Raw genomic sequence first — 24,677 nt, forward strand, 5'->3', positions numbered from 1 at the left:
CCAGCAGCGCGGACAACAGAATCCATTACGCCAGAGCCTTTAAAGCGTGTCCGGCCGCAGAATCAGCACCCCCAAAGGTGGCAGATTCAGCGTCAACGACACCGGTTGCCCATGGCGCGGTTCATCCTGGGTAAACACTTCGCCGCCGTTGCCATAGTTGGAGCCGGCATAAGTGTCGGCATCCGTATTGATCACCTCGCTCCAGCGCCCGGCAAATGGCACGCCCACGGCGTACGCCTCGCGGGGCACTGGGGTGAAATTGGCCACCACCAGCACCGGCCTGCCGTCCTTGCTCCAGCGCAACCAGGCGTAGACGCTGTTGATCGCATCGTCGCCGATCAACCACTGGAAGCCCTGGGGCGCGTCGTCCTGCTCGTGCAGTGCCGGTTCCTCGCGGTACAGCCGGTTGAGGTCGCCGACCAGTTTTTGTACGCCCTTGTGTTCGGCGTACTGCAACAGGTACCAGTCCAGTTGCTGGTCGTGGTTCCACTCGCGCCACTGGCCGAATTCGCAGCCCATGAACAGCAGTTTCTTACCCGGATGCATCCACATGAACGCCAGGTAGGCGCGCAGGTTGGCAAACTTCTGCCAGCGGTCGCCGGGCATCTTGTCGATCAGCGAATGTTTGCCGTGCACCACCTCATCGTGGGAAATCGGCAGGATGAAGCGCTCGGACCAGGCATACACCAGGCCAAAACTCAGCTCGTTGTGATGATGGGCGCGGTACACCGGGTCTTGCTGGATGTAATGCAGCGAATCGTGCATCCAGCCCATGTTCCACTTGTAGTTGAAGCCCAGGCCGCCCTGTTGGGTCGGTTGGCTGACGCCGGGCCACGCGGTGGACTCCTCGGCGATCACCAGTGCGCCGGGGGCTTCCAGGGCGACAACGTCGTTCAGGTGGCGCAGGAAGTCGATGGCTTCCAGGTTCTCCCGACCACCGTGGCGGTTGGGCACCCATTCCCCGGCCTTGCGCGAATAATCGCGGTACAGCATCGACGCCACCGCATCGACGCGCAGGCCGTCCACATGGAAGTGTTTCAGCCAGTGCAGCGCCGAGGCCAGCATAAAGCCATGCACTTCGGTGCGACCAAGGTTATAGATCAGCGTGTCCCAATCCTGGTGAAAGCCTTCCAGCGGGTTGGCGTATTCGTACAGCGCAGTGCCGTCGAATTGCGCCAGGCCGTGGGTATCCGTAGGAAAATGCGCCGGGACCCAATCCAGAATCACGCCAATATCTGCCTGATGCAGCGCGTTGACGAAGTAGGCGAAATCTTCGGGTGAACCAAAACGTGCGCTCGGTGCAAATTGTGACAACGCCTGGTAACCCCACGAGCCGCCGAACGGGTGTTCCATGATCGGCATCAGTTCGACGTGGGTGAAGCCCAGTTGCTGCACATAGGGCACCAAGCGCTCGGCCAGTTCCCGCCAGCCATATTGGCGCGCGACCTCGCCGGCTTCGTCCAGCTCGCACTGCCAGGAGCCCACGTGCAGCTCGTAGATCGAGAGCGGCGCGGTGGTTTTGTGTTTGTCGGCCCGCGCCTGCATCCACCCATGGTCCTGCCAGTCGACCTGCAACGGCGGGGCGACTTTGGAGGCGGTGTCGGGCGGCAGCTGGGTGGCCAGCGCCATGGGGTCGGCCTTGAGCGGCAAGATCCCATGGGCACCAAGAATCTCGTATTTATAGGCCGCGCCCGGTTGCAGGCGTGGGATAAAGATCTCCCACACGCCAGACGGGTGCCGCAAACGCATCGGATGGCGCCGACCGTCCCAAATATTGAAATCTCCCACCACTGACACGCGCCGCGCATTCGGTGCCCACACGGCAAAGCGCACACCCTGCACGCCATCCACCGTGGTCACCTGGGCGCCGAGGCAACTGCCGAGGTCGCGGTGGTTGCCTTCGGCAAACAGGTACAGGTCCATTTCACCCAGCAACAATTGGGCGAAGCTGTAGGGGTCCTCGGTAATCTGCTCGCCACCGGCCCACTGGATTTTCAGCAGGTACGCCTGGCGATGCTTGAAGTGCCCGACAAACAGGCCCGGCACCTGGGTTGCGTCCAGGCTGCCGATCAGTTCGCCGCTGTCGCGCTCCAGCACTTGAACGCTCAAGGCTTCTGGCAGAAAGGCGCGGATAAACTGGCCACCGTGTTCATCATCGTGCGGGCCCAGAACCGAGAACGGGTCCGGATGTTCGGCGCGTACCAGCGCATCGACGTCGTGGGACGCCGGCAGTGCTGTCAACTTAGGCTGCAGCGGTTCTTTATTCGTAAAGCTCATGACTTCTCCCCACCGCGTGCGGTTTTCGATACAAGCCCGCTGAGCAGACCGTGCAACCCTTGCAGGGGCACCGGCAGCCAGCTTGGGCGATTTTCCGCTTCGTAAGCCACTTCATACGCGGCCTTCTCCAGGCTGAACAACGTCAGCGCGGCGTCCTGGCCTTTGGCATCCTGCCAGTCATGCGCCAGTGTAGACGTAGCTGACTGATAAGCCTGGATAAATGCCTGACGTGCGTCAGTCAGGTAACGCTCGGTCACGCGTCGGCGCGCCAACTGCGCGGCAGGCGATTGATCCAGGCCTTGGTCATTGCGCGCCATCGCAGCCGCGTAATCGAACGAGCGCAGCACGCCGCTCACATCCTTATAGGGGCTGTGCTTGCCACGTCGTTCATGCAATGGTCGCGCCGGCTCGCCTTCAAAGTCGATCAGGTACGCATCGCCCTTCACCACCAGCACCTGGCCCAGGTGCAAATCGCCGTGGACGCGTATCCGCAGACCGCCCAGGGTGGCTTTCGCCAATGCCTGAACGTGGCTGGTGATGGCTTTTTTCTGCGCCAGCAAATCACTGACCAACGCCTGATCCGCGGGGTTCAATTGATTTTGATGCAGGTCAAGCAGGTGCAAGGCGCGCTCGATCTGCGCGGCCACATCCTTGGCCCAGGCCTGGGCCTGCCTGGCCGTGGTGAGCTCGGGGCGGAAGTCCTTGTCGCTGGTTTTGGCCCCCAACACCCCATGCATCTCGCCCAGGCGGCGGCCGAGCAACCCGGCAAACTCCTTGAGTTCGTCAAGGGCGTTGTAATGCTGTTCCTGCTCGGAGATGGCTTGGGCCAGCTCATCGCGAATCGCCCGTTCCAGGTTGTTCTGGGTCCAGGCCCACGCATCGCCCTGATTGCTCAGGTAACCCTGGGCGATCATCAACAGGTTGTCCTGCCCTGCCCCGTCACGGCGAATCACCGAGCCCAGCAGCGGCGAGATATTCGGGTAACCGGCAGCGGTCAGGTAGGCGCTCATTTCCAGTTCAGGGTGCACCCCAGAGGCAACTTTGCGAATCAGCTTGAGCACCAGGCTTTCACCCACCACCACCGAGCTGTTGGATTGCTCGGCCGACAGGTAGCGCACTGGCGCGTCGTCGCCCAATGGCAGCTTGGCCAAGTGTGGTGTGGCTTCAAAGCGCAGTTCGCCCTCGCTCGAGTTCAATAGCGTACCGGCTTGCAGCCCATGGATAACGGCACGGATGAACGGCTCAAGGCTGAACGCGTCGGTTACCAACCCCACCTGACGCGCCCGTCGCACACGGGCCAGGGCCAATTGCTGGGGCAAGGCGCTGGTGAACTGGTCCTCACCCAGAAAACCGAACGGCAACTGATAACGGCTGACCTGCCCGCCGCTGCTCACGTCAATTTCGCTGAGCAACACCGGGTGCTGCGGGTCGCCAAAGCGCACACCGTAGGCGATATGCACGCTGTCGATGCTCGCATCCTTGCCCGCGAACCAACGGCGTTTGGGCAGCCAGGCGGGTAGCGAAGTCTGCTCCAGGGTGGCGCGGCACGCGGGTTCAAGCAGTTCTTCCAGGCGCTGTTTAAGCACCAGGGTGGTGAAGTCCGGCATGCTTTGCGCAGGTTCCACGTGCCAGCTGGGCATCTGGTTTTCCGCGGCCAGCACGAACCAGTAGAAACCATAGGGCGCCAGGGTCAACAGGAAATTCAGCTGGCCAATGGGCGGGAAGGCATTACCGCCAAGCATCTCTACCGGGACCATGCCGGCGTAGGCCGACAGATCCAACTCGGCGGCCTGGGCGCTGCGCGACACGTTGGCCACGCACAGGATGATTTCGCTGCGACCATCCTCGCCGGTGAACTCGCGGGTATAGGCGAGGATGCGGCGGTTGCTCGGCGAGAGCATCTTCAAGCTGCCCCGGCCAAACGCCTTGGACTGTTTGCGCACCGCGAGCATGCGCCGGGTCCAATTCAACAGTGAATGGGGATCTTGGGCCTGGGTTTCGACATTGACCGACTGATAACCGTATTGCGCATCCATGATCGGCGGCAGTACCAGGCTGGCCGGGTCGGCGCGGGAGAAGCCGCCATTGCGGTCGATGGACCACTGCATCGGCGTACGCACGCCGTCGCGGTCACCGAGGTAGATGTTGTCACCCATGCCGATTTCATCGCCGTAATACAGGGTCGGCGTGCCAGGCATCGACAGCAGCAGGCTGTTGAGCAGCTCGATGCGGCGGCGGTCGCGCTCCATCAGCGGCGCAAGGCGCCGACGAATGCCCAGGTTGATGCGCGCGCGGCGGTCGGCGGCGTAGTAGTTCCACAGGTAGTCGCGTTCCTTGTCGGTGACCATCTCCAGAGTCAGCTCATCGTGGTTGCGCAGGAAGATCGCCCACTGGCAATTGGCGGGAATCTCCGGGGTCTGGCGCAGAATATCGGTGATGGGGAAGCGATCTTCCTGGGCCAGCGCCATATACATGCGCGGCATCAGCGGAAAGTGGAAGGCCATGTGGCATTCGTCGCCGTCGTCGCCTTTTTTGTCACCGAAGTAGAGTTGTGTGTCCTCCGGCCATTGGTTGGCTTCGGCCAGCAGCATGCGGTCCGGATAATGGGCGTCGATCTCGGCGCGGATCTGTTTGAGCACCTCGTGGGTTTGCGGCAGGTTTTCGTTATTCGTGCCGTCGCGCTCGATCAAGTAGGGGATGGCGTCCAGGCGCAGGCCGTCGATGCCCAGGTCGAGCCAGAAGCGCATCACTGCGAGCACGGCCTGCATGACTTGCGGGTTGTCGAAGTTGAGGTCGGGCTGATGGGAGTAGAAGCGGTGCCAGAAGTACTGGCCGGCGACCGGGTCCCAGGTCCAGTTGGAGGTCTCGGTGTCGAGAAAGATGATGCGGGTGCCGGCGTATTTCTGGTCGTCATCGGACCACACATAGAAATCCCGCGCGGCCGAACCCGACTTGGCCTTGCGCGCCCGCTGGAACCATGGGTGCTGGTCGGAGGTGTGGTTGATCACCAACTCGGTAATCACCCGCAGCCCGCGCTTATGGGCCTCGGCGATAAAGCGCTTGGCGTCGGCCAGGGTGCCGTAGTCCCTGTGCACGCCACAGTATTCGGCGATGTCGTAGCCGTCATCACGGCGGGGCGAAGGGTAGAACGGCAACAGCCAGAGGGTGTTGACGCCAAGGTCGGCGATGTAATCGAGTTTGGCGATCAGGCCGGCAAAATCGCCGATACCATCGTTGTTGGCGTCGAAAAACGATTTGACGTGAACTTGATAGATCACCGCATCCTTATACCAGAGCGGGTCTTGGGTAAAGGTGTTCGGGGCGGGCTTCTTCGCCATTGGAAACTCCTGAGAATACGTTCAAAACCACCTGGAGACACTCGCTCAATGTGGGCGCCGGCTCGCCTGCGCCCACATTTTTGGATCTCCAACAGGTTCAAGGGAGGGTGATACGCCAGATACCGAACGGCATCTGCGGCTCCAGCCGCATCCACTGGGTCTTGCCGTACCATGTCCAGCGATGGCCATTCATCAGGTCTTCCCCCCCGGTCTGGGCATCGTCCGGCAGGCCCAATTCCCACAGAGGCAACTCAAAATTCGCCTCCTGGGCGTTGTAGGGATCAAGGTTCACCGCCACGAGGATAAAGTTGCTGCCATCCTCACTGCGCTTGCCGAAATACAGGATGTTGTCGTTCCACGCGTTGTAGAGCTTCAGCCCCAGGTGCGTGTGCAACGCCGGGTTTTGCCGGCGGATGCGGTTGAGCTGGGCGATCTCGGCGATGATGTTGCCGGGCGCGCTGAAGTCTCGTACGCGGATCTGGTACTTCTCCGAATCCAGGTATTCCTCTTTGCCCGGCACCGGCGCGGCTTCGCACAGTTCATAGCCCGAATACATGCCCCACAGGCCCGAGCCCATGGTCGCCAGTGCAGCGCGGATCAAAAAGCCCGGGCGCCCGGATTCGTGCAGGAACGCCGGGTTGATGTCCGGCGTATTCACAAAGAAATTCGGCCGGAAACACTCGCGCCACGGCGACTGGTTCAGTTCGGTGAAGTACTCGCTCAGTTCGGCCTTGGTGTTGCGCCAGGTGAAATAGGTGTAGCTCTGGGAGTAACCGACCTTGCCCAGGCGCGCCATCATCGCCGGGGTGGTGAAGGCTTCAGCGAGAAAGATCACCTCGGGGTGCTTGGCGCGCACATCGCTGATCAGCCATTGCCAGAACGGCAGCGGCTTGGTGTGGGGGTTGTCGACGCGAAAGGTCTTCACGCCCTCTTCCACCCACCCGACCACGATGTCGCGCAGCTCGGTCCACAGACTGGGGATCGCATCCGCCGCATAAAAGTCGACGTTGACGATGTCCTGGTATTTCTTCGGCGGGTTTTCCGCGTATTTGATCGTGCCGTCCGGGCGCCAGTTGAACCAACCCGGATGCTGCTTGAGCCACGGGTGGTCCTGGGAACACTGGATAGCGAAGTCCAGGGCGATTTCCAGGCCATGCTCGGCGGCGGCCTTGACCAGCCGGCGGAAATCTTCGCGGCTGCCCAGCTGCGGGTGAATCGCCTCGTGGCCACCTTCCTCGCTGCCGATGGCGTAGGGGCTGCCGGGATCATCGGGGCCAGCCGTCAGGGCGTTGTTGCGGCCCTTGCGATGGCTGCGGCCGATGGGGTGGATCGGCGGGAAGTACAGCACGTCGAAACCCATATCGTGGATCGTCGACAAGCGCGAGTGCACGTCATTGAATGTGCCGTGACGCGCCGGATCGTCGGTGATCGAGCGCGGGAACAGCTCGTACCAACTGGCAAATTGCGCGGCGCTGCGTTCCACATCGATCGGGTACACGGTGCTGATGCTCAAGTAGGCGCGGTGGTCGGCCAGGGTCATCAGGTGTGCACTGTCTTCGTGCAGGAACAGCGCGACCTGCTCGGTTTCCAGCAGGCCGGAGAGTTCGTGGTGCAACAACATCAGGCGGTCGCGCAGCTCGTTGTCGCTGCGCTCGGCAGCTTGCAGCACCAGGCTGCGGCCTTCCTGCAACTCCAGGCTGACCGGCACGCCGGCCTCATGTTTCTTGCGCAGTTCGTAGCAGAAGCTGGCGAAGGTATCGATCCAGGCTTCGATGCAGTATTCGTGGGGGCCCTGGTCAACCACGGTAAACGCGCCCGCCCAGCCGTTGTTACCCACATCCGTCATCACCACGCTGTGCCAGCTTTCTTCATGCAGCGCGCGCCAGCGAATCAGTACGGCGAGTTTGTCGTGGCCGTCGGCGAACACCTTGCTGCTGACATTGACGCGCTGGCCAACCACGGCCTTGACGGCAAATTCGCCGCCGTCGATCACGGGTGTGGTGCTTTCGATTGCGATCCTGGGCAACAGCAGCGCCTGGGACAGTGGTAACAAAGCCTCTGTTTCAGCAGTCATCGAGCATCTTCCCCTTACGCCCTGTGGACGCTCTTTGCTTGATCCGGATTCCGATACGGCGGCGCTTCCCTGAGCCAGACCGACTTAGGTCCGAGCCCGGGCCCGCGGGAAAAGTTCAGATGGATGTGCCGCCATTGGGCGGGGAATCAAATCCCCCTGGCGGCTGTCCACCGATAGAGCAAAGCACAAAGGAGGCCACACCGATGAATATCCCGATCCCGGCAGAAACCCCAGACCCGAATATCGATAACCCGACCCTGCCGCCCAGTGAACCGGAGCCGATTCCTGAGCAGGAACCACCGCAACACCAGCCGCCACCGGTCGAAGAGCCGCCGACGAGCATGCCGCCAGTGATCGTCAGTCCTTGTCGAAACGCTTGACGATTTTCGGCATCACGCTGAACACCGCCAGCGCCAGCAACGTACTCAACACCGCTGTGGATTCCCGGCCCAATCCGGCCGAGACCCCAATCGCAGCGGTCATCCACAGGCCCGCCGCGGTGGTCAGCCCCTTCACGTGACCCTCTTCATCATCCTTGCCCTTGATGATCGTACCGGCGCCAAGAAAGCCGATGCCGGCTATCACGCCCTGCACCACCCGGCTCATTGCGTCCGCCTGGTTGCCGGACATCTGCGGCACCATCACAAACAGCGCCGCGCCCAACGCCACCAACATATGGGTGCGCACGCCGGCGGCCTTGCCCTTGCTCTCGCGCTCGAAGCCAAGAATGCCGCCGAGCACGGCGGCGATCAGCAAGCGCACGGTGATCTGGGTCAGCTGTTTCGCATCACCGATATCGGCGAACTCGGTTTGTAAGGTTTGCCACACTTGATGCCACCAGGCGTCCATGAACAGCTTCCTTTGTCGGGATGGGTAAAGGATGGACAGCAGCGACCGCCAGTCAGTTGCCGGGAACGCTTGGCGATGCACCGGCCCCTAACCTTCACCAGCCTTTGAGAAGGAGATCACCATGCCCGTGCGTATTGAAAACCAGACGTGCTATTTCAAGCTCAACACTGATGGCCAGGAACAAAGCCTGCCTGCCAGCGCGGTGACGGTCAGTACCGACATCCCCAAGGCCATGTCCTACGTGGAATTGGCCACCGGCCGGGTGTACATCACCGAACAGGAAGCCGACGCCCTGACTGTTGCCGGCGCAACCGATGGGCGTCAGCACAAGAAGGTCACCGAGCCTGGTTCGGCGATTTGATTGATCTGTATCAGCACAGCAAAAAAACCAGCTGCACCCCAGGCGGGACGGGGTGCAGCAGATTGACGCAGGGTTGCCTGCTGAGCGCATCTGATCCGCTTTTTATCGCCATACCTGAGTCTGTTATGCAAACAGTCCCACGCGCATAGTTCATCGGCCTGATGGAGGCTGATGAGCGAACGACCATGAGCGAGAGAATCCCCGTCCGAACCGTGGAAACCTTTGAGCCACTTCACCCAAAGAAGGTGAAGGCCAAATCCAGCGACAACCTGATCCACACCCGTAGTTTCACCGGCCTGTTCCGCACCTTGCGCTTGAGCGGTGCAGGCTTTCTGTTCCTGGCCTTTTTCGGCACCGTGTGGCTGAACTGGGGTGGGCGCCAGGCCGTGCTATGGGACTTGGCTGAAAGTAAATTCCATATCTTTGGCGCCACGTTCTGGCCGCAGGATTTCATCCTGTTGTCGGCGTTGCTGATCATCTGTGCCTTTGGCCTGTTTGCGATCACGGTGTTCGCCGGCCGCGTGTGGTGCGGCTACACCTGCCCGCAAAGCTCGTTCACCTGGCTGTTCATGTGGTGTGAAAAAGTCACCGAGGGCGAACGCAACCAGCGCATCAAGCTGCAAGCCGCGCCGTGGAGCCTGAACAAACTGGCGCGGCGCTCGGCCAAACACACCTTGTGGCTGGGCATCAGCGTGCTGACCGGGCTGACGTTTGTCGGTTACTTCACGCCGATCCGGCCACTGGCGGCCGAGTTGCTGACCTGGCAGATGGGCGGTGTGAGCCTGTTCTGGGTCCTGTTTTTTACCGGCGCCACCTACATCAACGCCGGCTGGCTGCGCGAAGCGGTGTGCATGCACATGTGCCCCTATGCGCGGTTCCAGAGCGTGATGTTCGACAAGGACACCCTGACCATTTCCTACGACGCCGCCCGCGGCGAGCAGCGTGGCCCACGCAAACGCGAGGTGAACCCCGCCGACGTCGGCCTCGGGGATTGCATCGACTGCCAGCTGTGCGTACAGGTCTGCCCCACCGGCATCGACATCCGCGACGGCTTGCAAATGGAATGCATCGGCTGCGCGGCGTGCATCGATGCCTGCGATTCGATCATGGAAAAAATGGGCTATGCCCCAGGATTGGTCAGCTATACCAGCGAGCATCAGTTGCAAGGTGGCAAGACCCACCTGCTGCGCCCGCGCCTGATCGGCTACAGTGCAGTGCTGCTGGTGATGATCGCGGCGTTGGTGGTGGCGTTGGTCGAACGGCCGATGGTGTCGCTGGATGTGACCAAGGACCGTGGCATGTTCCGCGAGAACGCCCAGGGCTTGATCGAAAACATCTACAGCCTCAAGGTCATCAACAAGACCCAGCAGCGCCAGGATTACCGTCTGGAACTGGTGGACGCCGAGGGCTTCCAGTTGCAGGGCAAGACCGAGATCAGCCTGGCGCCAGGGGAAATCGTCGATGTGCCGGTGTCGGTGGCGTTACTGGCAGATAAACCGGCAAGCAGCTCGCAGACCTTGCGTTTCAAGGTCACGGATGTGGATGAACCGTGGGTCTACAGTGCTGCCGACAGCCGCTTCGTAGCACCGCTGAACCGCTGAGACCTGTCCGAATAGATGCAGATCCAAATGCGGGAGCGGGCTTGTTCGCGAAGGCGGTGTATCAGTCACCTTATTGATGAACTGACCCAGCGCCTTCGCAAGCAAGCCCGCTCCCACAGTGTGTTCCGTTTACATTCTGAAGAATTTGTTTAAGGCCAAAATGAAACGCTACGAAAAATTCGCCGACGACATCGCAGAACTGATCCGCTCCGGCGTCCTCGGCCCCGGCCAGCGCGTGCCCTCGGTGCGCTATGCCAGCCAGACCTACGGCGTCAGCCCGTCCACGGTGTTCCAGGCCTATTACCTACTGGAGCGTCGCGGCCTGATCCGCGCACGCCCGCGCTCCGGCTACTTCGTCAACACCCACGCACCCAGCCCGTTTTCCGAGCCGGTGGTGAGCGAGCAAGTGCACGAATCCACCGAGGTCGACGTGAGCGAGCTGGTGTTCTCGGTCCTCGACTCGATCAAGGACCCGAACACCGTGCCCTTCGGCTCGGCGTTCCCCAGCCCGATGCTGTTCCCGCTACCGCGCCTGGCGCGCTCCCTGGCCAGTGCCAGCCGTGAGATGGACCCGCGCCTGGTGGTCACCGACATGTCGCCGGGCAACCCGCAACTGCGCCGCCAGATTGCCCTGCGCTACATGGTCGGCGGCCTGATGCTGCCCATGGAAGAGTTGCTGATCACCAACGGCGCGCTGGAAGCCCTGAACCTGTGCCTGCAAGCCGTGACCGAACCCGGCGACCTGGTAGCCATCGAAGCCCCGGCCTTCTACGCGTGCCTGCAAGTGCTGGAGCGTCTAAAGCTCAAGGCCGTGGAAATCCCGGTGCACCCGCGGGACGGCATCGACCTCAACGCCCTGGCGCAAACCCTGGCGCGCTACCCGATCAAGGCCTGCTGGACCATGACCAGCTTCCAGAACCCCATGGGCGCCACCGTGCCCGAAGCCAAGAAACAAGCACTGGTGGAACTGTTGCGCAGTCACCAGGTGCCGTTGATTGAAGACGATGTCTATGCCGAGCTGTATTACGGCCAGCACGCCCCGAAACCGGCCAAGGCCTTCGACACCGAAGGGTTGGTGATGCATTGCGGCTCGTTCGCCAAGAGCCTGGCCCCGGGTTATCGCGTTGGCTGGGTCGCAGCCGGGCGTTTCGCGCAAAAGGTCGAACGCTTGAAGCTGATGACCTCGCTGTGCCCGTCGATGCCGGCCCAGGCGGCGATTGCCGATTACCTGCAACACGGCGGGTACGACCGGCACCTGCGCAAATTGCGCTATGCCCTGGAAGAACAGCAAAGCGCCATGCTCGCCGCCATCGCCCGTTATTTCCCGGCACAGACGCGGGTCAGCCAGCCGGCCGGCGGGTATTTCCTATGGTTGGAATTGCCGGAACAGACCGACTCGTTGAAGTTGTTCCAAATGGCCCTGGCCCAAGGCATCAGCATCGCACCGGGGCCGATTTTCTCGGCGACCCAGCGCTTCAGGAACTGCATTCGCTTGAACTATGGCAGCCCGTGGACGGAGGCGTCGGAGCAGGCCATGGAGACCTTGGGAAGGATCGTGCGGTCGTTTTGAATTGGAACCGAATCTGCCAGAAAGCCACAGAGGCCAAGACTTTTCCTCACTGCAATGATCGATGACTTGAAACGACAGGTGGGCGATTGGAGCGGCGCCAACCCCAACCCGCAGACCCGGGCGGACGCGGCCTACGACCTGGACAAAGTCTTGCGCTTTATCGACAACCTCGACGACCGCCAACTGAACGCCAGTCACAGCCGCAACGGCAAAATCGACGGCTTCGCCGACGACGGCTACAACACGCTGGAAAACTCCGAAGCCAGCGTACTCAAGGAATTTTCCGACAAGGGTTATCCAGTGCTGCGCGAGTTTCTCACTTGAGCGTTGTCTAGCGACCGCCACCCAGATCCAGGAACGTCCCGGTCGTGTAGGAAGCCTTATCCGACAACAACCAGATAATCGCTTCCGCCACCTCGTCCGGGCGCCCGCCTCGGGCCATGGGGATGCCCGACTCCAACTTGCTGACCCGATCCGGGTCGCCGCTGAGCGCATGAAAATCGGTAAAGATATAACCGGGGCGCACGGCGTTGACCCGGATACCCTCCCCCGCAACTTCCTTCGACAGCCCGATGGTGAAGGTATCCAGCGCGCCCTTGGACGCGGCGTAGTCCACGTATTCTCCCGGCGCGCCCAACCGCGCTGCCACCGACGACACGTTGACGATACTGCCCCCCTGCCCGCCATGCTTGGGCGACATGCGCAGCAGCGCATGCTTGGCACACAGGATCGGCCCCAGCACGTTGGTTTTCATGACCTTGAGGATACGGAACTCGGACATCTCATCGACCCGCGACTTGTGCCCCACGGTGCCGGCGTTGTTGACCAACGCTGTAACGCGCCCCAGTTCGGCATCGACGCGATTGAACAGCATGATCACTTCATCTTCGATGCTGACATCTGCCCGCACCGCGATGGCCTGTGCACCCAACGCGCGGACCTGCTCAAGCACGCGGTGGGCAGCGTCCTCGTCGGACTGGAAATTGATGCAGATGCGATAGCCCTGGCGCGCCGCCAGCAAGGCCGTCTGCGCGCCAATCCCCCGACTGCCCCCGGTGATAATGACGACTTTGTCCATGGGAGTGATCTCCTGTTTCAACCGAATGTTTAAGGTTGGGCCCAAGAATACCCGTCACACACGGTTTTTGTCAGGCGCAACGGCCGCTTCCGCGCGTTGGATATCGGCCATGAACCGCTCCGCCGGCAACGGATGGCCCAACAGGTAGCCCTGCAACGAGTTACAGCCCAGCCGCGTGAGGAAGGTTTGCTGCATGTCGGTCTCCACCCCTTCGGCGACGATGCGCAAGCCCAGGGCCTGGCCGAGGGCAACGATGGCCGAGACAATGGCGGCGTCGTCGCCGTCGTGCTCAAGGTCGCGCACAAAACCACGGTCGATCTTCAGCTCGTTGGCCGGCAGGCGCTTGAGGTACATCAGGCTGGAATAGCCGGTGCCGAAATCGTCGATGGACAAGTCCACGCCCATGTCCGAGAGCTGCTGCAACACGGTCATGCTCGCGTCCGCATCACTCATGGCGGTGGTTTCGGTGATCTCCAGGGTCAGGCTGTTGGCCGGCAACTGGTGACGTTCAAGCGCCGTGGCCACGCTGTTGACCAGCCCGGCGTGGCAGAACTGCAGCGCCGACAGGTTCACGGCGATACGCCAGTCTTCATAACCCAGCACGTACCACAGGCGCATCTGGCGACAGGCTTCATTGAGCACCCATTCGCCGATAGGAATGATCAGCCCGGTTTTTTCCGCCAGCTCGATAAACGTCGCCGGTAGCAACAGGCCTTGTTGCGGGTGTTCCCAGCGCAACAACGCTTCGGCGCCGACCGGGATGCCAGTCACCGCGTCGAACTTGGGCTGGTAATACAGACGGAACTGTTGCTGCTCGACGGCGTTGCGCAGGTCCTGCAACAACTGCAATTGCTTGCGCGCGTTGGTGTTCATCGACACGTCGAAGAAGCTGTAGCCGTTCTTGCCCATGCCTTTGGCGTGGTACATCGCGGCGTCGGCGTTCATCAGCAGTTCCTGGGGGTTGCTGCCGTTGCCGGGGTAGATTGCAATGCCCACGCTGGCGGAAATCTTCAGCTCATGCTCGGCAACCTTGAAGGCGCGGTTGACCAGGCCCACCTGGCGCTCGGCCAGGCGCAGCGCATCGTCGGGCTGGCTCAGGCGTACCAGCAATACAAATTCATCACCGCCGATGCGCGCCAGGGTGTCCTGGCTGCGCAGGTCTTCGCGCAGGCGCAGGCCGACTTCGTACAGCAATTGGTCGCCCATATGGTGGCCGAACGCATCGTTGACCGGCTTGAACCCATCCAGGTCGATAAACATCAGGGCAAAGCAGCCGCCCTTTTCGTTGACCGCCTGCATCGCTTGTTGGATACGGTCGGCGAGCAACGTGCGATTGGGCAGCCCGGTCAGGGGGTCGTGCAGGGCCAGGTGGGTCAGTTCCTGATTGGCCAGGCTCAGGGAGTCGGCCAGTACCGAGGTACGCGCTTCCAGGCGGGCATCCAGCACCGAGGTGAGCAAGGCAATCACCAGGACCGCCAGGCTGGTGACCACGACCAGGTTGTCCAGGCCCTTGCCACTGAGGCCCGACACCGCAGCGCCGCAGTAACTCTCGTCGGCAAATTGCGCCGCCGCCATGCCGGTGTAATGCATACCGACGATGGCCAGCCCCATGATCACGGCAGCGCCACCGCGCATCAGACGCACGTAAGGCGTATTGCGTCGCAGGTGGAAGGCGATCCACAACGCTGCGCCGGAGGCCACCACCGCGATCAGCAACGAGGCGCTGAAGAGTGTGGGGTCGTAGTCGATGCCGGGGGTCATGCGCATCGCGGCCATGCCGGTGTAGTGCATGCTGCTGATGCCCGCGCCCATGACCAGCGCACCCAATGTCAGTTGCCAGGCGGGCAAGCGTGACTGGTTGACCAGCCACAACGCAAAGCCGCAGGACAACACCGCGATCAGCAGCGACAGCGCAGTGATACCCACGTCGAAACCCAGGGCGAACGGCAGGCGCAGCGCCAACATGCCAATAAAATGCATGGACCACACGCCCACGCCCATTGCCACGGCCCCACCGCTCATCCAATAAAAGACCGCACGGCCCTTGGCGGTCGCAATGCGCCCGGCCAGGTCCAGCGCGGTATAGGAAGCGAGGATCGCAACGAGCAGAGAAATCACGACCAGCGAGGGGGAATAGCTACCGATAAGCATGGGACTTCTCAAGACTGACGGGCCTTAAAAAACCCGTGCCAGGTGGCAAAGGCGGCGATTGTAGCGAGATTGATTATTGGACAGTTGAAATATTAGCGCATGGCCATCATGGACTTTTTGACGCCAAACTACTGGCTCAAATACCCCGGAATCCGGAGGCTGATTGACACCAGATGTGGGAGATTCCATGGCTGAGGAGCAACCCCTCAACCACAGCGCCGCCTCGCTCAGAAGACTAGCAGTGTCTGGGCGATCCAGCAGAGCACTGACACCCCATCAACCCCCATCAACTGTGGGAGCGGGCTTGCCCGCGAAGGCGCTGGATCAGCCAATGAATCCGTTGACTGACACACCGCATTCGCGAGCCAGCTCCCACATTTAGTCCATGTTTGCGGTTAATCCTTTGCGTCAAACGCGGTTTTCCCGTCCCAACCGCCGCCCAACGCCGCAATCAATTGCACACTCGCCACCAGTTGCGTCTGCAACAGGGTCAGCACGGTGCGCTCATTGCTCAGGGCCGTCGCTTGCACTTGCACCACGTCCAGGTAGGCAATCAACCCGGCCTTGTACTGGTTCTGGGTCAGGCGCAGCGACTCACGCGCGGCCTCCAGCGCCTCGTTGCTGACCACCGCCTCGTCTTCCAGCACCTTGAGCTGGACCATGTAGTTTTCCACTTCGCGGAAACCATCCAGCACGGTCTGGCGGTACTTGGCCACGGTCTCGTCATAGCTGGCGACGGTGCGGTCGACTTCCGCCGAACGCTGGCCGCCGTCGAACAGGGTCATGGCGAGTTTGGGCCCCACCGACCAGAAGCGGTTCGGCAGGCTGATCCAGTCGGCGTAGGTGCTGCTGGAGTAACCACCGGCCAGGCTCAGGGTCAGGTCCGGATAATAGGCGGCCTTGGCCACGCCGATATTGGCGTTGGCGGCGATCACCGCGCGTTCGGCCGAGGCGATGTCCGGGCGCCGTTCCAGCAGCTGCGACGGCAGGCTCACCGGGATCTGCGGCAACGCGGGAATATCATTGCTCACCGCCAGCTTGAAGTTGGCCGGAGCCTCGCCGATCAACACCGCGATGGCGTTTTCCAGCTGGGCGCGCTGCCAGATCAGGTCGATCAGGCTGGCCTGTGTCGACTTGAGCTGGGTTTGCGCCTGAGCCACCGCGTCCTTGCCGGACACACCGGCGCGGTATTGGTTTTCGGTCATTTGCAGGGAGCGTTGATAGGTCTCCAGGGTCGCTTGCAGCAGGCGCGTCTGTTCGTCCATGACGCGCAACTGCAGGTAGCTTTGTACCAGTTCCGACTGCTGGCTCAGGCGCATCGCCGCCAGGTCCGCCGAGCTGGCTTCGGCGCTGGCCTCGTTGGCCTCCAGGCCACGGCGTAATTTACCCCAGATGTCCGCCTCCCAACTCACCCCCAATTGAGCATTGAGGGTGTCACGGATACCGCTGCTGGAACTGCTCAGGCTCGCGCTGCTGCTGCCAGTACCCTGGCTGGCGCGGGTTTTCCCGGCGCTCAGGTCAACCGTGGGGTAAAACGCGCCACGGGAACTGCGCACCAGCGCCTGGGCCTGACGAAAGCGCGCTTCGGCCTGGGCCACAGTCTGGTTGGCACTGTTCAGGCGCAGCACCAGCTCATTGAGCTGGCGGTCGCCGTACAACTCCCACCAGGCGCCACGGGCCAAGGAGTCGCTTGGGGTCGCCTGGCGCCAACCCTGGGCTTCCTTGAATTGTGCCGGCTCGACCACGTCCGGGCGCTTGTAGTCGGGACCGACGGCGCAGGCACTGAGCAACGCGCCGCAGAGCACCAGGCTCGCCACGCGGGAGCCCCGCAACAGGGCCAATCGGGCAAAGGTTGAATCGGTCATAGCGCAGTGTCCAGGGCAGCATCGGTACGCACGCCGCGCCAGGCGTTGAAGCGGTGGCGCGCGCGGTCGAGATAGAGGTAAACCACCGGGGTGGTGTAAAGGGTCAGGATCTGGCTGAACACCAGGCCGCCGATAATGGTCAGGCCCAGGGGACGGCGCATTTCCGCGCCATCGCCGGCACCCAGCAGCAGCGGCAAGGCGCCGAGGATGGCGGCCAGGGTGGTCATCAGGATCGGCCGCAAACGCAGCAGGCAGGCACTGCGAATCGATTCGAGCGGCCCCATGCGGTCATTGCGCTCCAGCTGCAACGCCAGGTCGATCATCAGGATCGCGTTCTTCTTCACCACCCCAATCAACAGGAACAGGCCCAACAGGGAGATCAGGCTGAACTCGCCTCCCGTCAGGTAGATGGCGAGCATGGCGCCGACACCTGCCGACGGCAAGGTCGAAAGAATCGTCAACGGGTGAATGTAGCTTTCATACAGAATGCCCAGCACCAGGTACACCGCCACCAGCGCGCCGAGGATCATGAACGGCTGGCCCTTCTGGGTCGCCGCAAACGCATCGGCGGTACCGGCCATCTTGGCGATCACATCTTCCGGCAAACCGACCTTGGCGATCGCCCGCTCGATGGCCGCCGTGCCCTGCTCGACCGTGACCCCGGGTGCCATGTCGAAGGCAATGTTCTCGGAAGCGAATTGGCCTTCGTGGCTGACACGGTCGTCGGCCAGGCTGTTCTCATAATGCGCGATGGTCGACAACGGCACCCGCGCCCCGCTGGAGGTGATCACCTGCATCTGGTTGAGGGTGATCGGGTCCTGGGCGTATTTCGGGTTGACCTCCATCACCACCTGATACTGGTTCAGGCTGTCGTAGATGGTGGAAATCTGCCGCTGGCTGTAGGCGTTGTTCAGCACCGCGGTGACCATATTCATATCGATACCCAGGCGCTTGGCCTGGTCGCGGTCGACCACCAGCGTAACCTGCGCCGCGCCACGCCCCTCGCGGGCGTCGATGGCGGTGAGTTCCGGCAGCTCGCGCAAGGCGCTGACCACTTTCGGATACCACAGGCGCAACGCGGCCAGGTCGCCGCTTTGCAGGATGTAGGAATACTGCGCGCTGGTCTGGTCGCGGCTGCCGCCGAACTGCAGGTCCTGGTCAGCCATCAGGAACAGGCGCCCGCCCGGCACCAGCGGGACGTTCTTGCGCAGACGCTCGATCACCGCCTGGGCCGAGACCTTGCGTTCACTGATCGGCTTGAGGCGCACCAGCATCACCGCGTTATTGGTGCCGTTGTTGCCGCCGATAAAGCCCGCCACGCTGAGTACCGCCGGGTCCTTGAGCACCGCTACCCGGAAGGTCTCCATCTTCGGCTGCATCACGTTGAACGACAGCCCGTCATCGCCGCGCACAAAACCGATCAACTGCCCAGTGTCCTGTTGCGGCATGAAGGTCTTCGGCACCACCACGTACAGCGCAACGTTCACACCCACGGTGATCAACAGGCTGAGCAGCGTCAGGCGGCGATGGCGCAACGCCCAGTCGAGGCTGGTGGCGTAGCCGGCGACCATGCGGTCATTGACCTTCTGGCTCCAGCGCTGCAACCCACTCAGCTGGCCTTTGACATGGGGCTTGAGCCAGCGCGCGCAGAGCATCGGGGTCAGGGTCAGCGACACCACCAGCGAGACGATGATCGCCGCCGACAAGGTGATGGAAAACTCGCGGAACAGGTTGGTGACGATCCCGCCCATGAACAGGATGGACAGGAACACCGCCACCAGCGACACGTTCATCGACAGCAAGGTGAAGCCGACCTCCTTGGCCCCCAGGTACGCCGCCTTCATCGGCGGCACACCCTCGTCGATATGCCGGGAAATATTCTCCAGCACCACGATGGCATCGTCCACCACCAGCCCGGTGGCGAGGATCAGCGCCATCAGCGAGAAGTTGTTCAGCGAGAAACCGAACAGGTACATCACCGCAAAGGTGCCCACCAGCGACACCGGCACCGCCAGGGTAGGAATCAGCGAGGCGCGGAAATTGCCGAGGAACAGGTACACCACCAGGATCACCAGGGCCACGGCAATCAGCAGGGTCATTTCGGCTTCATGCAGGGTCGCGGTGATCACCGGCGAACGATCCATGGCCAGGTTCAATTTAACGCTGGACGGCAGCACCGCCTGCAACGCCGGCAACTGCGCCTTGATCTGCCTGACGGTCTCGATGATGTTGGCGCCGGACTGGCGGTTGATCACCAGCAGCACCGCCGCATCGTTGTTGAAGAAACCGCTGTTGTAGCGGTCTTCCACGCCGTCGCTGATCCTGGCCACATCGCCCAGGCGCAAGGCCGCGCCATTCTGGTAGCGGATCAGCAGCGGCTCGTAGTCCTTGGCTTTTTCCAACTGGTCGTTGGCCTGGATCTGCCAGTTGCGCTCGCTGTCTTCCAGCGAGCCCTTGGGCCGCCGCTGGTTGGCGTTGGCGATGGTGTTGCGCACATCGTCCAGGGCCACACCGTATTGATCCAGGGCCTTGGGTTCGAGTTCGATACGCACCGCGGGCAAGGAACTGCCGCCGATCTGCACTTCACCCACGCCCGGCACCTGGGACAGGCTTTGCGACAGGATGGTCGAGGCCAGGTCGTACAACTGGCCCTTCTGCAACACGTCCGAGGTCAGCGACAGCACCATGATCGGCGCCTGGGACGGGTTGATCTTCTTGTAGGTCGGCATGCTGCGCATACCGCTGGGCAGCAGGTTGCGCGAGGCGTTGATCGCGGCCTGCACTTCCCGCGCCGCGCCGTTGATGTCGCGGTCGGAGTCGAACGCGAGGATCACCCGCGTCGAACCCTGACTGGAGCTGCTGCTCATGGTGGTGATGCCGGCAATTGCGCCGAAGGAGCGCTCCAGCGGCGTCGCCACGGTGGAGGCCATCACCTCGGGACTGGCCCCGGGCAAGCTGGCCGAGACCACGATCACCGGAAAGTCGATCTGCGGCAGCGGTGACACCGGCAACAGGTTGAAGCTCACACCGCCCAGCAGCATGATCGCCAGGCTCAACAGCATGGTGGCGACGGGGCGGCGGATGAAAGGTCCGGACAGGTTCATGACTCAACCGGCTCCAGGCTTTGCGGCTCTTTGCGCCAGCGACGGCCAAGGCGGTCGAAATACAGGTAGATCACTGGCGTGGTGAACAGGGTCAATACCTGGCTCACCAACAAGCCGCCGACCATCACCAGGCCCAACGGCTGACGCAACTCTGCGCCGGAACCGGTGGCCAGCATCAACGGTACCGCGCCAAACAGGGCCGCCAGGGTGGTCATCAGGATCGGCCGGAAACGCAGCAACGCGGCCTGATAGATCGCGGTCTGCGGGTCCAGGCCTTGATTGCGCTCAGCGTCGAGGGCGAAGTCGATCATCATGATCGCGTTCTTCTTCACGATACCGATCAGCAAAATGATGCCGATGATCGCGATCATGCCCAGGTCATTGCCACTGAGCAGCAAAGCGAGCAAAGCGCCCACCGCCGCCGACGGCAAGGTGGAAAGAATGGTGATCGGGTGGATATAGCTCTCGTAGAGCACGCCAAGCACGATGTACATGGTCACCACCGCCGCCAGGATCAGCAGCAAGGTGCTCGACAGCGACGCCTCGAACGCCTGGGCCGCGCCCTGGAACTGGGTCTGCACGCCCACCGGCATGCCGATGTCCTTCTGCGTCTGGTTGATCAGTTCCACGCCTTTGCCCAGCGCGACGCCGGGGGCCAGGTTGAACGACATCATCACCGCCGGGAACTGGCCGATATGGGCAATCGCCAACTGCGCCTGGCGCTGCTCGACCCGGGCCAGGCTGGACAGGCGCACCTGGCCGCCATCGGTGGTCTTCACGTGGATCTGGTTCAGCGCGTCCGGGCCGAGGGTTTCGCCGGACTGGGCCTGCAACACCACGCGGTACTGGCTGGCCTGGGTGTAAATGGTGGAAATCTGCCGCTGGCCGAAGGCGTCATACAGCGCGTCGGTGATGGTAGAGACCGTCACGCCCAGGCGCGACGCCGCATCGCGGTCGATCACCAGAAACACCTGCAAGCCTTTGTCCTGCAAGTCGCTGGCGACGTCAGTGAGTTCCGGCAACTGGCTCAAGGCATGCACCAGCTTGTCACTCCACAGCGCCAGCAAATCGGCGTCTGGCGACGACATGCTGAACTGGTACTGGGTACGGCTCACGCGGTCTTCGATGGTCAGGTCCTGCACCGGCTGCATGTACAGGCGGATGCCCACAAGCTTGTCGATTTGCGGTTGCAGGCGGGTGATCACCTCGGCCGCACTCAAGTCGCGCTGGCCGTGGGGCTTGAGGTTGATCAGCAGGCGACCGCTGTTGAGGGTCGCGTTGTCGCCATCCACGCCGATATAGGAAGACAGGCTTTGCACCGCCGGGTCGGCCAGGATGACCTTGGCCAACGCCTGCTGGCGCTGGCTCATGGCCGCAAAGGAAATCGACTGCGGCGCTTCGGAAATGCCCTGGATCACACCGGTGTCCTGCACCGGGAAAAAGCCCTTGGGCACCACCAGGTACAGGAACACGGTCAGGCCCAGGGTGGCGATGGCCACCAGCAGGGTCAGCGGCTGGTGCTTGAGCACCCACTGCAACTTGCGGCCGTAGGCTTCGATCATCCAATCGATCCATGCGCCGCTGGCCTTGTAGAAGCGGCCCTGTTCCTCTTCCTTGGGTTCACGCTTGAGCAGGCGCGCGCACATCATCGGCGTCAGGGTCAGGGACACCACCAGGGAAATCAGGATCGCCACCGCCAGGGTGATGGCAAATTCGCGGAACAAGCGCCCCACTACGTCGGCCATGAACAGCAACGGGATCAATACCGCGATCAGCGACAGGGTCAGGGAGATCAGGGTGAAGCCAATCTGCTTGGCGCCCTTGAGTGCGGCCGCCAGCGGGGTCTCGCCCTCTTCGATATAGCGCGAGATGTTCTCCAACATCACGATGGCATCGTCCACCACAAACCCGGTGGCGATGGTCAGGGCCATCAACGTCAGGTTGTTGATGGAGAAACCGGCCAGGTACATCACCCCAAACGTGCCCACCAGCGACAGCGGCACGGCGATGGACGGGATGATCGTCGCGCTGAACCGACGCAGGAACAGGAAGGTCACCATTACCACCAGGGCGATGGCGATGAGTAATTCGTGTTGTACGTCAGTGACCGAGGCGCGGATGGTCTGGGTGCGGTCGGTCAGCACGAGCACATCGAGGCCGGCCGGCAGGTTGTCGGTGATGCTTGGCAGCAGCGCCTTGATGCGGTCGACCACTTCAATCACGTTGGCGCCAGGTTGGCGCTGGATATTGAGCAGCACGGCCTGGTTTTCGTTGGCCCAGGCAGCGAGGCGTTCGTTTTCGGCGCCGTCGACGATCTGTGCGACGTCCTTCAGGCGCAACGGCGCGCCATTGTTGTACGCCAGGATCAACTCGGCATATTGCTGGGGCGAGACCAACTGGTCGTTGGCGTCAAGCATCGACACGCGGGTCGGGCCGTCGAAGTTGCCCTTGGGCTGGTTGACGTTGGAGGCAGCGATCAGGGTGCGCACGTCCGACAGGTTCAAGCCGTTGGCCGCCAGGGCCTCGGGGTTGACCTTGATACGCACGGCCTGGCGCTGGCCGCCGGCAATACTGACCATGCCGACGCCACTGATCTGCGCGATTTTCTGCGCCATGCGGGTGTCGACCAGGTCGTTGAGCTTGGGCAGCAGCATGGTCTTGGAGGTGACGGCCAGGGTCAGCACCGGGGTATCCGCCGGGTTGACCTTGTTGTACACCGGCGGCGCGGGCAAGTCCTTGGGCAACAGGTTGGTAGCGGCGTTGATCGCGGCCTGCACCTGTTGCTCGGCGACGTCCATGTTGACGTCGAGGTTGAAGCGCAGGGTCAGCACCGACGCACCACCGGAACTGGTGGACGCCATCTGCGTGAGGCCGGGCATCTGGCCGAACTGGCGCTCCAAAGGCGCGGTGACGGCACTGGTCATCACGTCCGGACTGGCGCCGGGGTACAGGGTCATCACGCGGATGGTCGGGTAATCCACCTGGGGCAGCGCCGAAACCGGCAGCAGGCGATACGCGATGATGCCGGCCAACACAATGGCCAGCATGCTCAGCGTGGTGGCGACCGGGCGAAGAATAAACAGCCGCGACAGGTTCATGAACCGACCTTTTGCGCCTTGCCGGCGGTGGTGCCGGTCTCCCCTTTCGCCGCAGGCTTGCCTTGCAGGTGTTCGGTCGGGGTGGTCAACACTTCGCTGCTGTCGTTGACCACTTCGATTTCACTGCCGTCCTTCAAGCGGTCGGTGCCTTCCAGTACCACGCGGTCACCCGCCACCAGGCCTTGCTTGATCACGGTGTTGTCGCCATCGGTGTCACCGACCACCAGCGGCTGGATCTTGACCTTCTTGTCGCCATCGAGCTTGTAGACAAAGGTGCCGTTGTTGCCGAACTGGATCGCCGCGGACGGCGCCAGCACAACGTTGTGCAGGGTGTCGGCGAGCAAGTGCACATTGACGAACTGGTTGGGAAACAGCGCCTGGTCCTTGTTATCGAAACGGCCCTTGAACTTCAGGGTGCCGGTGGTGACGTCGATCTGGTTGTCGAGGCTTTGCAGCACGCCGACCGCCTGCTTCTTGACGTCGCCACGGTCCCAGGCTTCCACCGGCAGCTTGTTGCCGGCGTGATAGCGGGCGAGCACCGTGTCGAGGGTGTTTTCCGGCAGGGTGAAGGCCACGTTGATCGGCTGGGTCTGGGTGATCACCGCCAGCGACGTGGTGTCATTGGCCGCTACCAGGTTGCCCACATCGACCTGGCGCAGGCCGACACGACCACCGATAGGCGCACGGATCTTGGTGAATTCAAGGTTGAGCTTGGCGTCGTCCACCGCGCCCTGGTTGGTCTTGACCGTGCCCTGGTATTGCAGGACCAGCGCTTCAGCGGTGTCCAGGGTCTGCTTGGCGATACTGTCCTGGGCATACAGGCCGCGATAACGCTCCACATCCACCTGGGCGTTCTTCAACTGCGCCTGGTTTTGCAGCAGCGTGCCCTGGGCCTGGAGCAAGGCGTTCTGGTAGCTGCGCGGGTCGATCTCTGCCAGCAGGTCGCCGGCCTTGACCATCTGCCCTTCTTCAAAGGCGATCTTGATCAGCTCGCCGCCCACCCGGCTGCGCACATTGATGGTGTTGAGCGCCGTCACGGTCCCCAGCGCCTTGTAATACACCGGGAAATCACCGACTACCGCAGGCGCGACACGCACCGGGATCGGCCCCGTGGAACCACCAAAGCCCGGGCGCATCATCCCCGACTTGCCAGCACGCCCGGCCGGCGCCTGTGCGGCGGCGTCCTTGTGGCTGGCGGGCCAGAATTTCCAGCACAGGCCGGCGATGACCAGCAGCACGAGCAGGCCGAACAGCCAGCGGCGGGACTTACGGGGGGAGGATTGCATGGATTGATCAACCATTGGGCGCGAG

15 protein-coding genes are annotated in these 24,677 nt (G+C 62.3%); 5 read left to right on the forward strand and 10 right to left on the reverse strand.

Going from position 1 to position 24,677, the window contains the following annotated elements:
- Window positions 1–39 precede the first annotated feature (39 nt).
- From glgB to IB241_RS18140, 3 genes are all read right to left on the reverse strand, one after another.
- A complete protein-coding gene (gene glgB, locus IB241_RS18130) occupies window positions 40–2,277 on the reverse strand; it encodes a 1,4-alpha-glucan branching protein GlgB (RefSeq protein WP_192299601.1) in 2,238 nt (745 codons plus the stop codon).
- Window positions 2,274–5,615, reverse strand: coding sequence for a maltose alpha-D-glucosyltransferase (gene treS / locus IB241_RS18135; protein WP_192299602.1), 3,342 nt, complete (start codon window positions 5,613–5,615; stop codon window positions 2,274–2,276). Before treS ends, glgB begins: the two co-directional genes overlap by 4 nt.
- A 97-nt stretch (window positions 5,616–5,712) precedes the next feature.
- On the reverse strand, window positions 5,713–7,689 hold the full coding sequence (locus IB241_RS18140) for an alpha-1,4-glucan--maltose-1-phosphate maltosyltransferase (protein WP_192299603.1): 1,977 nt from the start codon (window positions 7,687–7,689) through the stop codon (window positions 5,713–5,715).
- Between the two features lie 203 nt (window positions 7,690–7,892).
- Here IB241_RS18140 and IB241_RS18145 point away from each other — a divergent pair, with 203 nt between their 5' ends.
- Window positions 7,893–8,069, forward strand: a complete 177-nt coding sequence (locus IB241_RS18145) for a hypothetical protein (RefSeq protein ID WP_192299604.1) — start codon at window positions 7,893–7,895, stop codon at window positions 8,067–8,069.
- Here the strand turns inward: IB241_RS18145 and IB241_RS18150 are convergent.
- Window positions 8,047–8,538, reverse strand: coding sequence for an MgtC/SapB family protein (locus IB241_RS18150; protein WP_192299605.1), 492 nt, complete (start codon window positions 8,536–8,538; stop codon window positions 8,047–8,049). The genes IB241_RS18145 and IB241_RS18150 overlap by 23 nt on opposite strands.
- 121 nt (window positions 8,539–8,659) lie before the next feature.
- Here IB241_RS18150 and IB241_RS18155 point away from each other — a divergent pair, with 121 nt between their 5' ends.
- From IB241_RS18155 to IB241_RS18170, 4 genes are all read left to right on the forward strand, one after another.
- The gene (locus tag IB241_RS18155; RefSeq protein ID WP_192299606.1) at window positions 8,660–8,899 is read left to right on the forward strand and encodes a DUF3203 family protein; all 240 of its coding nucleotides are present in this window, start codon (window positions 8,660–8,662) and stop codon (window positions 8,897–8,899) included.
- Between the two features lie 185 nt (window positions 8,900–9,084).
- On the forward strand, window positions 9,085–10,500 hold the full coding sequence (gene ccoG / locus IB241_RS18160; protein ID WP_192299607.1) for a cytochrome c oxidase accessory protein CcoG: 1,416 nt from the start codon (window positions 9,085–9,087) through the stop codon (window positions 10,498–10,500).
- 160 nt (window positions 10,501–10,660) lie between these two features.
- Window positions 10,661–12,070 (forward strand): GntR family transcriptional regulator MpaR, encoded by a 1,410-nt coding sequence (mapR, locus tag IB241_RS18165; protein WP_192299608.1) that lies wholly within the window; start codon window positions 10,661–10,663, stop codon window positions 12,068–12,070.
- Window positions 12,071–12,136: 66 nt separating this feature from the next.
- The gene (locus IB241_RS18170; protein ID WP_225595589.1) at window positions 12,137–12,394 is read left to right on the forward strand and encodes a hypothetical protein; all 258 of its coding nucleotides are present in this window, start codon (window positions 12,137–12,139) and stop codon (window positions 12,392–12,394) included.
- Between the two features lie 7 nt (window positions 12,395–12,401).
- On the opposite strand, the gene IB241_RS18175 is transcribed toward IB241_RS18170, so the two are convergent.
- The 6 genes from IB241_RS18175 to IB241_RS18200 all read right to left on the reverse strand — a co-directional run bounded on the left by IB241_RS18175 (window position 12,402) and on the right by IB241_RS18200 (window position 24,667).
- The gene (locus IB241_RS18175) at window positions 12,402–13,148 is read right to left on the reverse strand and encodes an SDR family oxidoreductase (protein WP_192299610.1); all 747 of its coding nucleotides are present in this window, start codon (window positions 13,146–13,148) and stop codon (window positions 12,402–12,404) included.
- Between the two features lie 54 nt (window positions 13,149–13,202).
- Window positions 13,203–15,299 carry a putative bifunctional diguanylate cyclase/phosphodiesterase gene (locus IB241_RS18180; RefSeq protein WP_192299611.1) on the reverse strand — a complete coding sequence of 699 codons (2,097 nt, stop codon included), beginning with the start codon at window positions 15,297–15,299 and terminating at the stop codon, window positions 13,203–13,205.
- 395 nt (window positions 15,300–15,694) lie between these two features.
- Window positions 15,695–17,164: an efflux transporter outer membrane subunit gene (locus IB241_RS18185; protein ID WP_192299612.1), complete on the reverse strand. Its 1,470-nt coding sequence runs from the start codon at window positions 17,162–17,164 to the stop codon at window positions 15,695–15,697.
- Window positions 17,161–20,268 (reverse strand): efflux RND transporter permease subunit, encoded by a 3,108-nt coding sequence (locus tag IB241_RS18190; protein ID WP_192299613.1) that lies wholly within the window; start codon window positions 20,266–20,268, stop codon window positions 17,161–17,163. The genes IB241_RS18185 and IB241_RS18190 overlap by 4 nt, the downstream gene beginning before the upstream one ends.
- Window positions 20,265–23,366, reverse strand: a complete 3,102-nt coding sequence (locus IB241_RS18195) for an MdtB/MuxB family multidrug efflux RND transporter permease subunit (RefSeq protein ID WP_192299614.1) — start codon at window positions 23,364–23,366, stop codon at window positions 20,265–20,267. The genes IB241_RS18190 and IB241_RS18195 overlap by 4 nt, the downstream gene beginning before the upstream one ends.
- Complete coding sequence (locus IB241_RS18200) at window positions 23,363–24,667, reverse strand: MdtA/MuxA family multidrug efflux RND transporter periplasmic adaptor subunit (RefSeq protein WP_192299615.1); 1,305 nt, start codon at window positions 24,665–24,667, stop codon at window positions 23,363–23,365. Before IB241_RS18200 ends, IB241_RS18195 begins: the two co-directional genes overlap by 4 nt.
- Window positions 24,668–24,677 lie beyond the last annotated feature (10 nt).

The organism is Pseudomonas sp. PDM05, from assembly GCF_014851685.1.
Lineage (GTDB): Bacteria > Pseudomonadota > Gammaproteobacteria > Pseudomonadales > Pseudomonadaceae > Aquipseudomonas.

Coding starts and splice junctions, on each gene's coding strand:
- glgB (WP_192299601.1), bottom strand. CDS start 2,277: ATGAGCTTTACGAATAAAGAACCGCTGCAGCCTAAGTTGACAGCACTG.
- treS (WP_192299602.1), bottom strand. CDS start 5,615: ATGGCGAAGAAGCCCGCCCCGAACACCTTTACCCAAGACCCGCTCTGG.
- IB241_RS18140 (WP_192299603.1), bottom strand. CDS start 7,689: ATGACTGCTGAAACAGAGGCTTTGTTACCACTGTCCCAGGCGCTGCTG.
- IB241_RS18145 (WP_192299604.1), top strand. CDS start 7,893: ATGAATATCCCGATCCCGGCAGAAACCCCAGACCCGAATATCGATAAC.
- IB241_RS18150 (WP_192299605.1), bottom strand. CDS start 8,538: ATGGACGCCTGGTGGCATCAAGTGTGGCAAACCTTACAAACCGAGTTC.
- IB241_RS18155 (WP_192299606.1), top strand. CDS start 8,660: ATGCCCGTGCGTATTGAAAACCAGACGTGCTATTTCAAGCTCAACACT.
- ccoG (WP_192299607.1), top strand. CDS start 9,085: ATGAGCGAGAGAATCCCCGTCCGAACCGTGGAAACCTTTGAGCCACTT.
- mapR (WP_192299608.1), top strand. CDS start 10,661: ATGAAACGCTACGAAAAATTCGCCGACGACATCGCAGAACTGATCCGC.
- IB241_RS18175 (WP_192299610.1), bottom strand. CDS start 13,148: ATGGACAAAGTCGTCATTATCACCGGGGGCAGTCGGGGGATTGGCGCG.
- IB241_RS18180 (WP_192299611.1), bottom strand. CDS start 15,299: ATGCTTATCGGTAGCTATTCCCCCTCGCTGGTCGTGATTTCTCTGCTC.
- IB241_RS18185 (WP_192299612.1), bottom strand. CDS start 17,164: ATGACCGATTCAACCTTTGCCCGATTGGCCCTGTTGCGGGGCTCCCGC.
- IB241_RS18190 (WP_192299613.1), bottom strand. CDS start 20,268: ATGAACCTGTCCGGACCTTTCATCCGCCGCCCCGTCGCCACCATGCTG.
- IB241_RS18195 (WP_192299614.1), bottom strand. CDS start 23,366: ATGAACCTGTCGCGGCTGTTTATTCTTCGCCCGGTCGCCACCACGCTG.
- IB241_RS18200 (WP_192299615.1), bottom strand. CDS start 24,667: ATGGTTGATCAATCCATGCAATCCTCCCCCCGTAAGTCCCGCCGCTGG.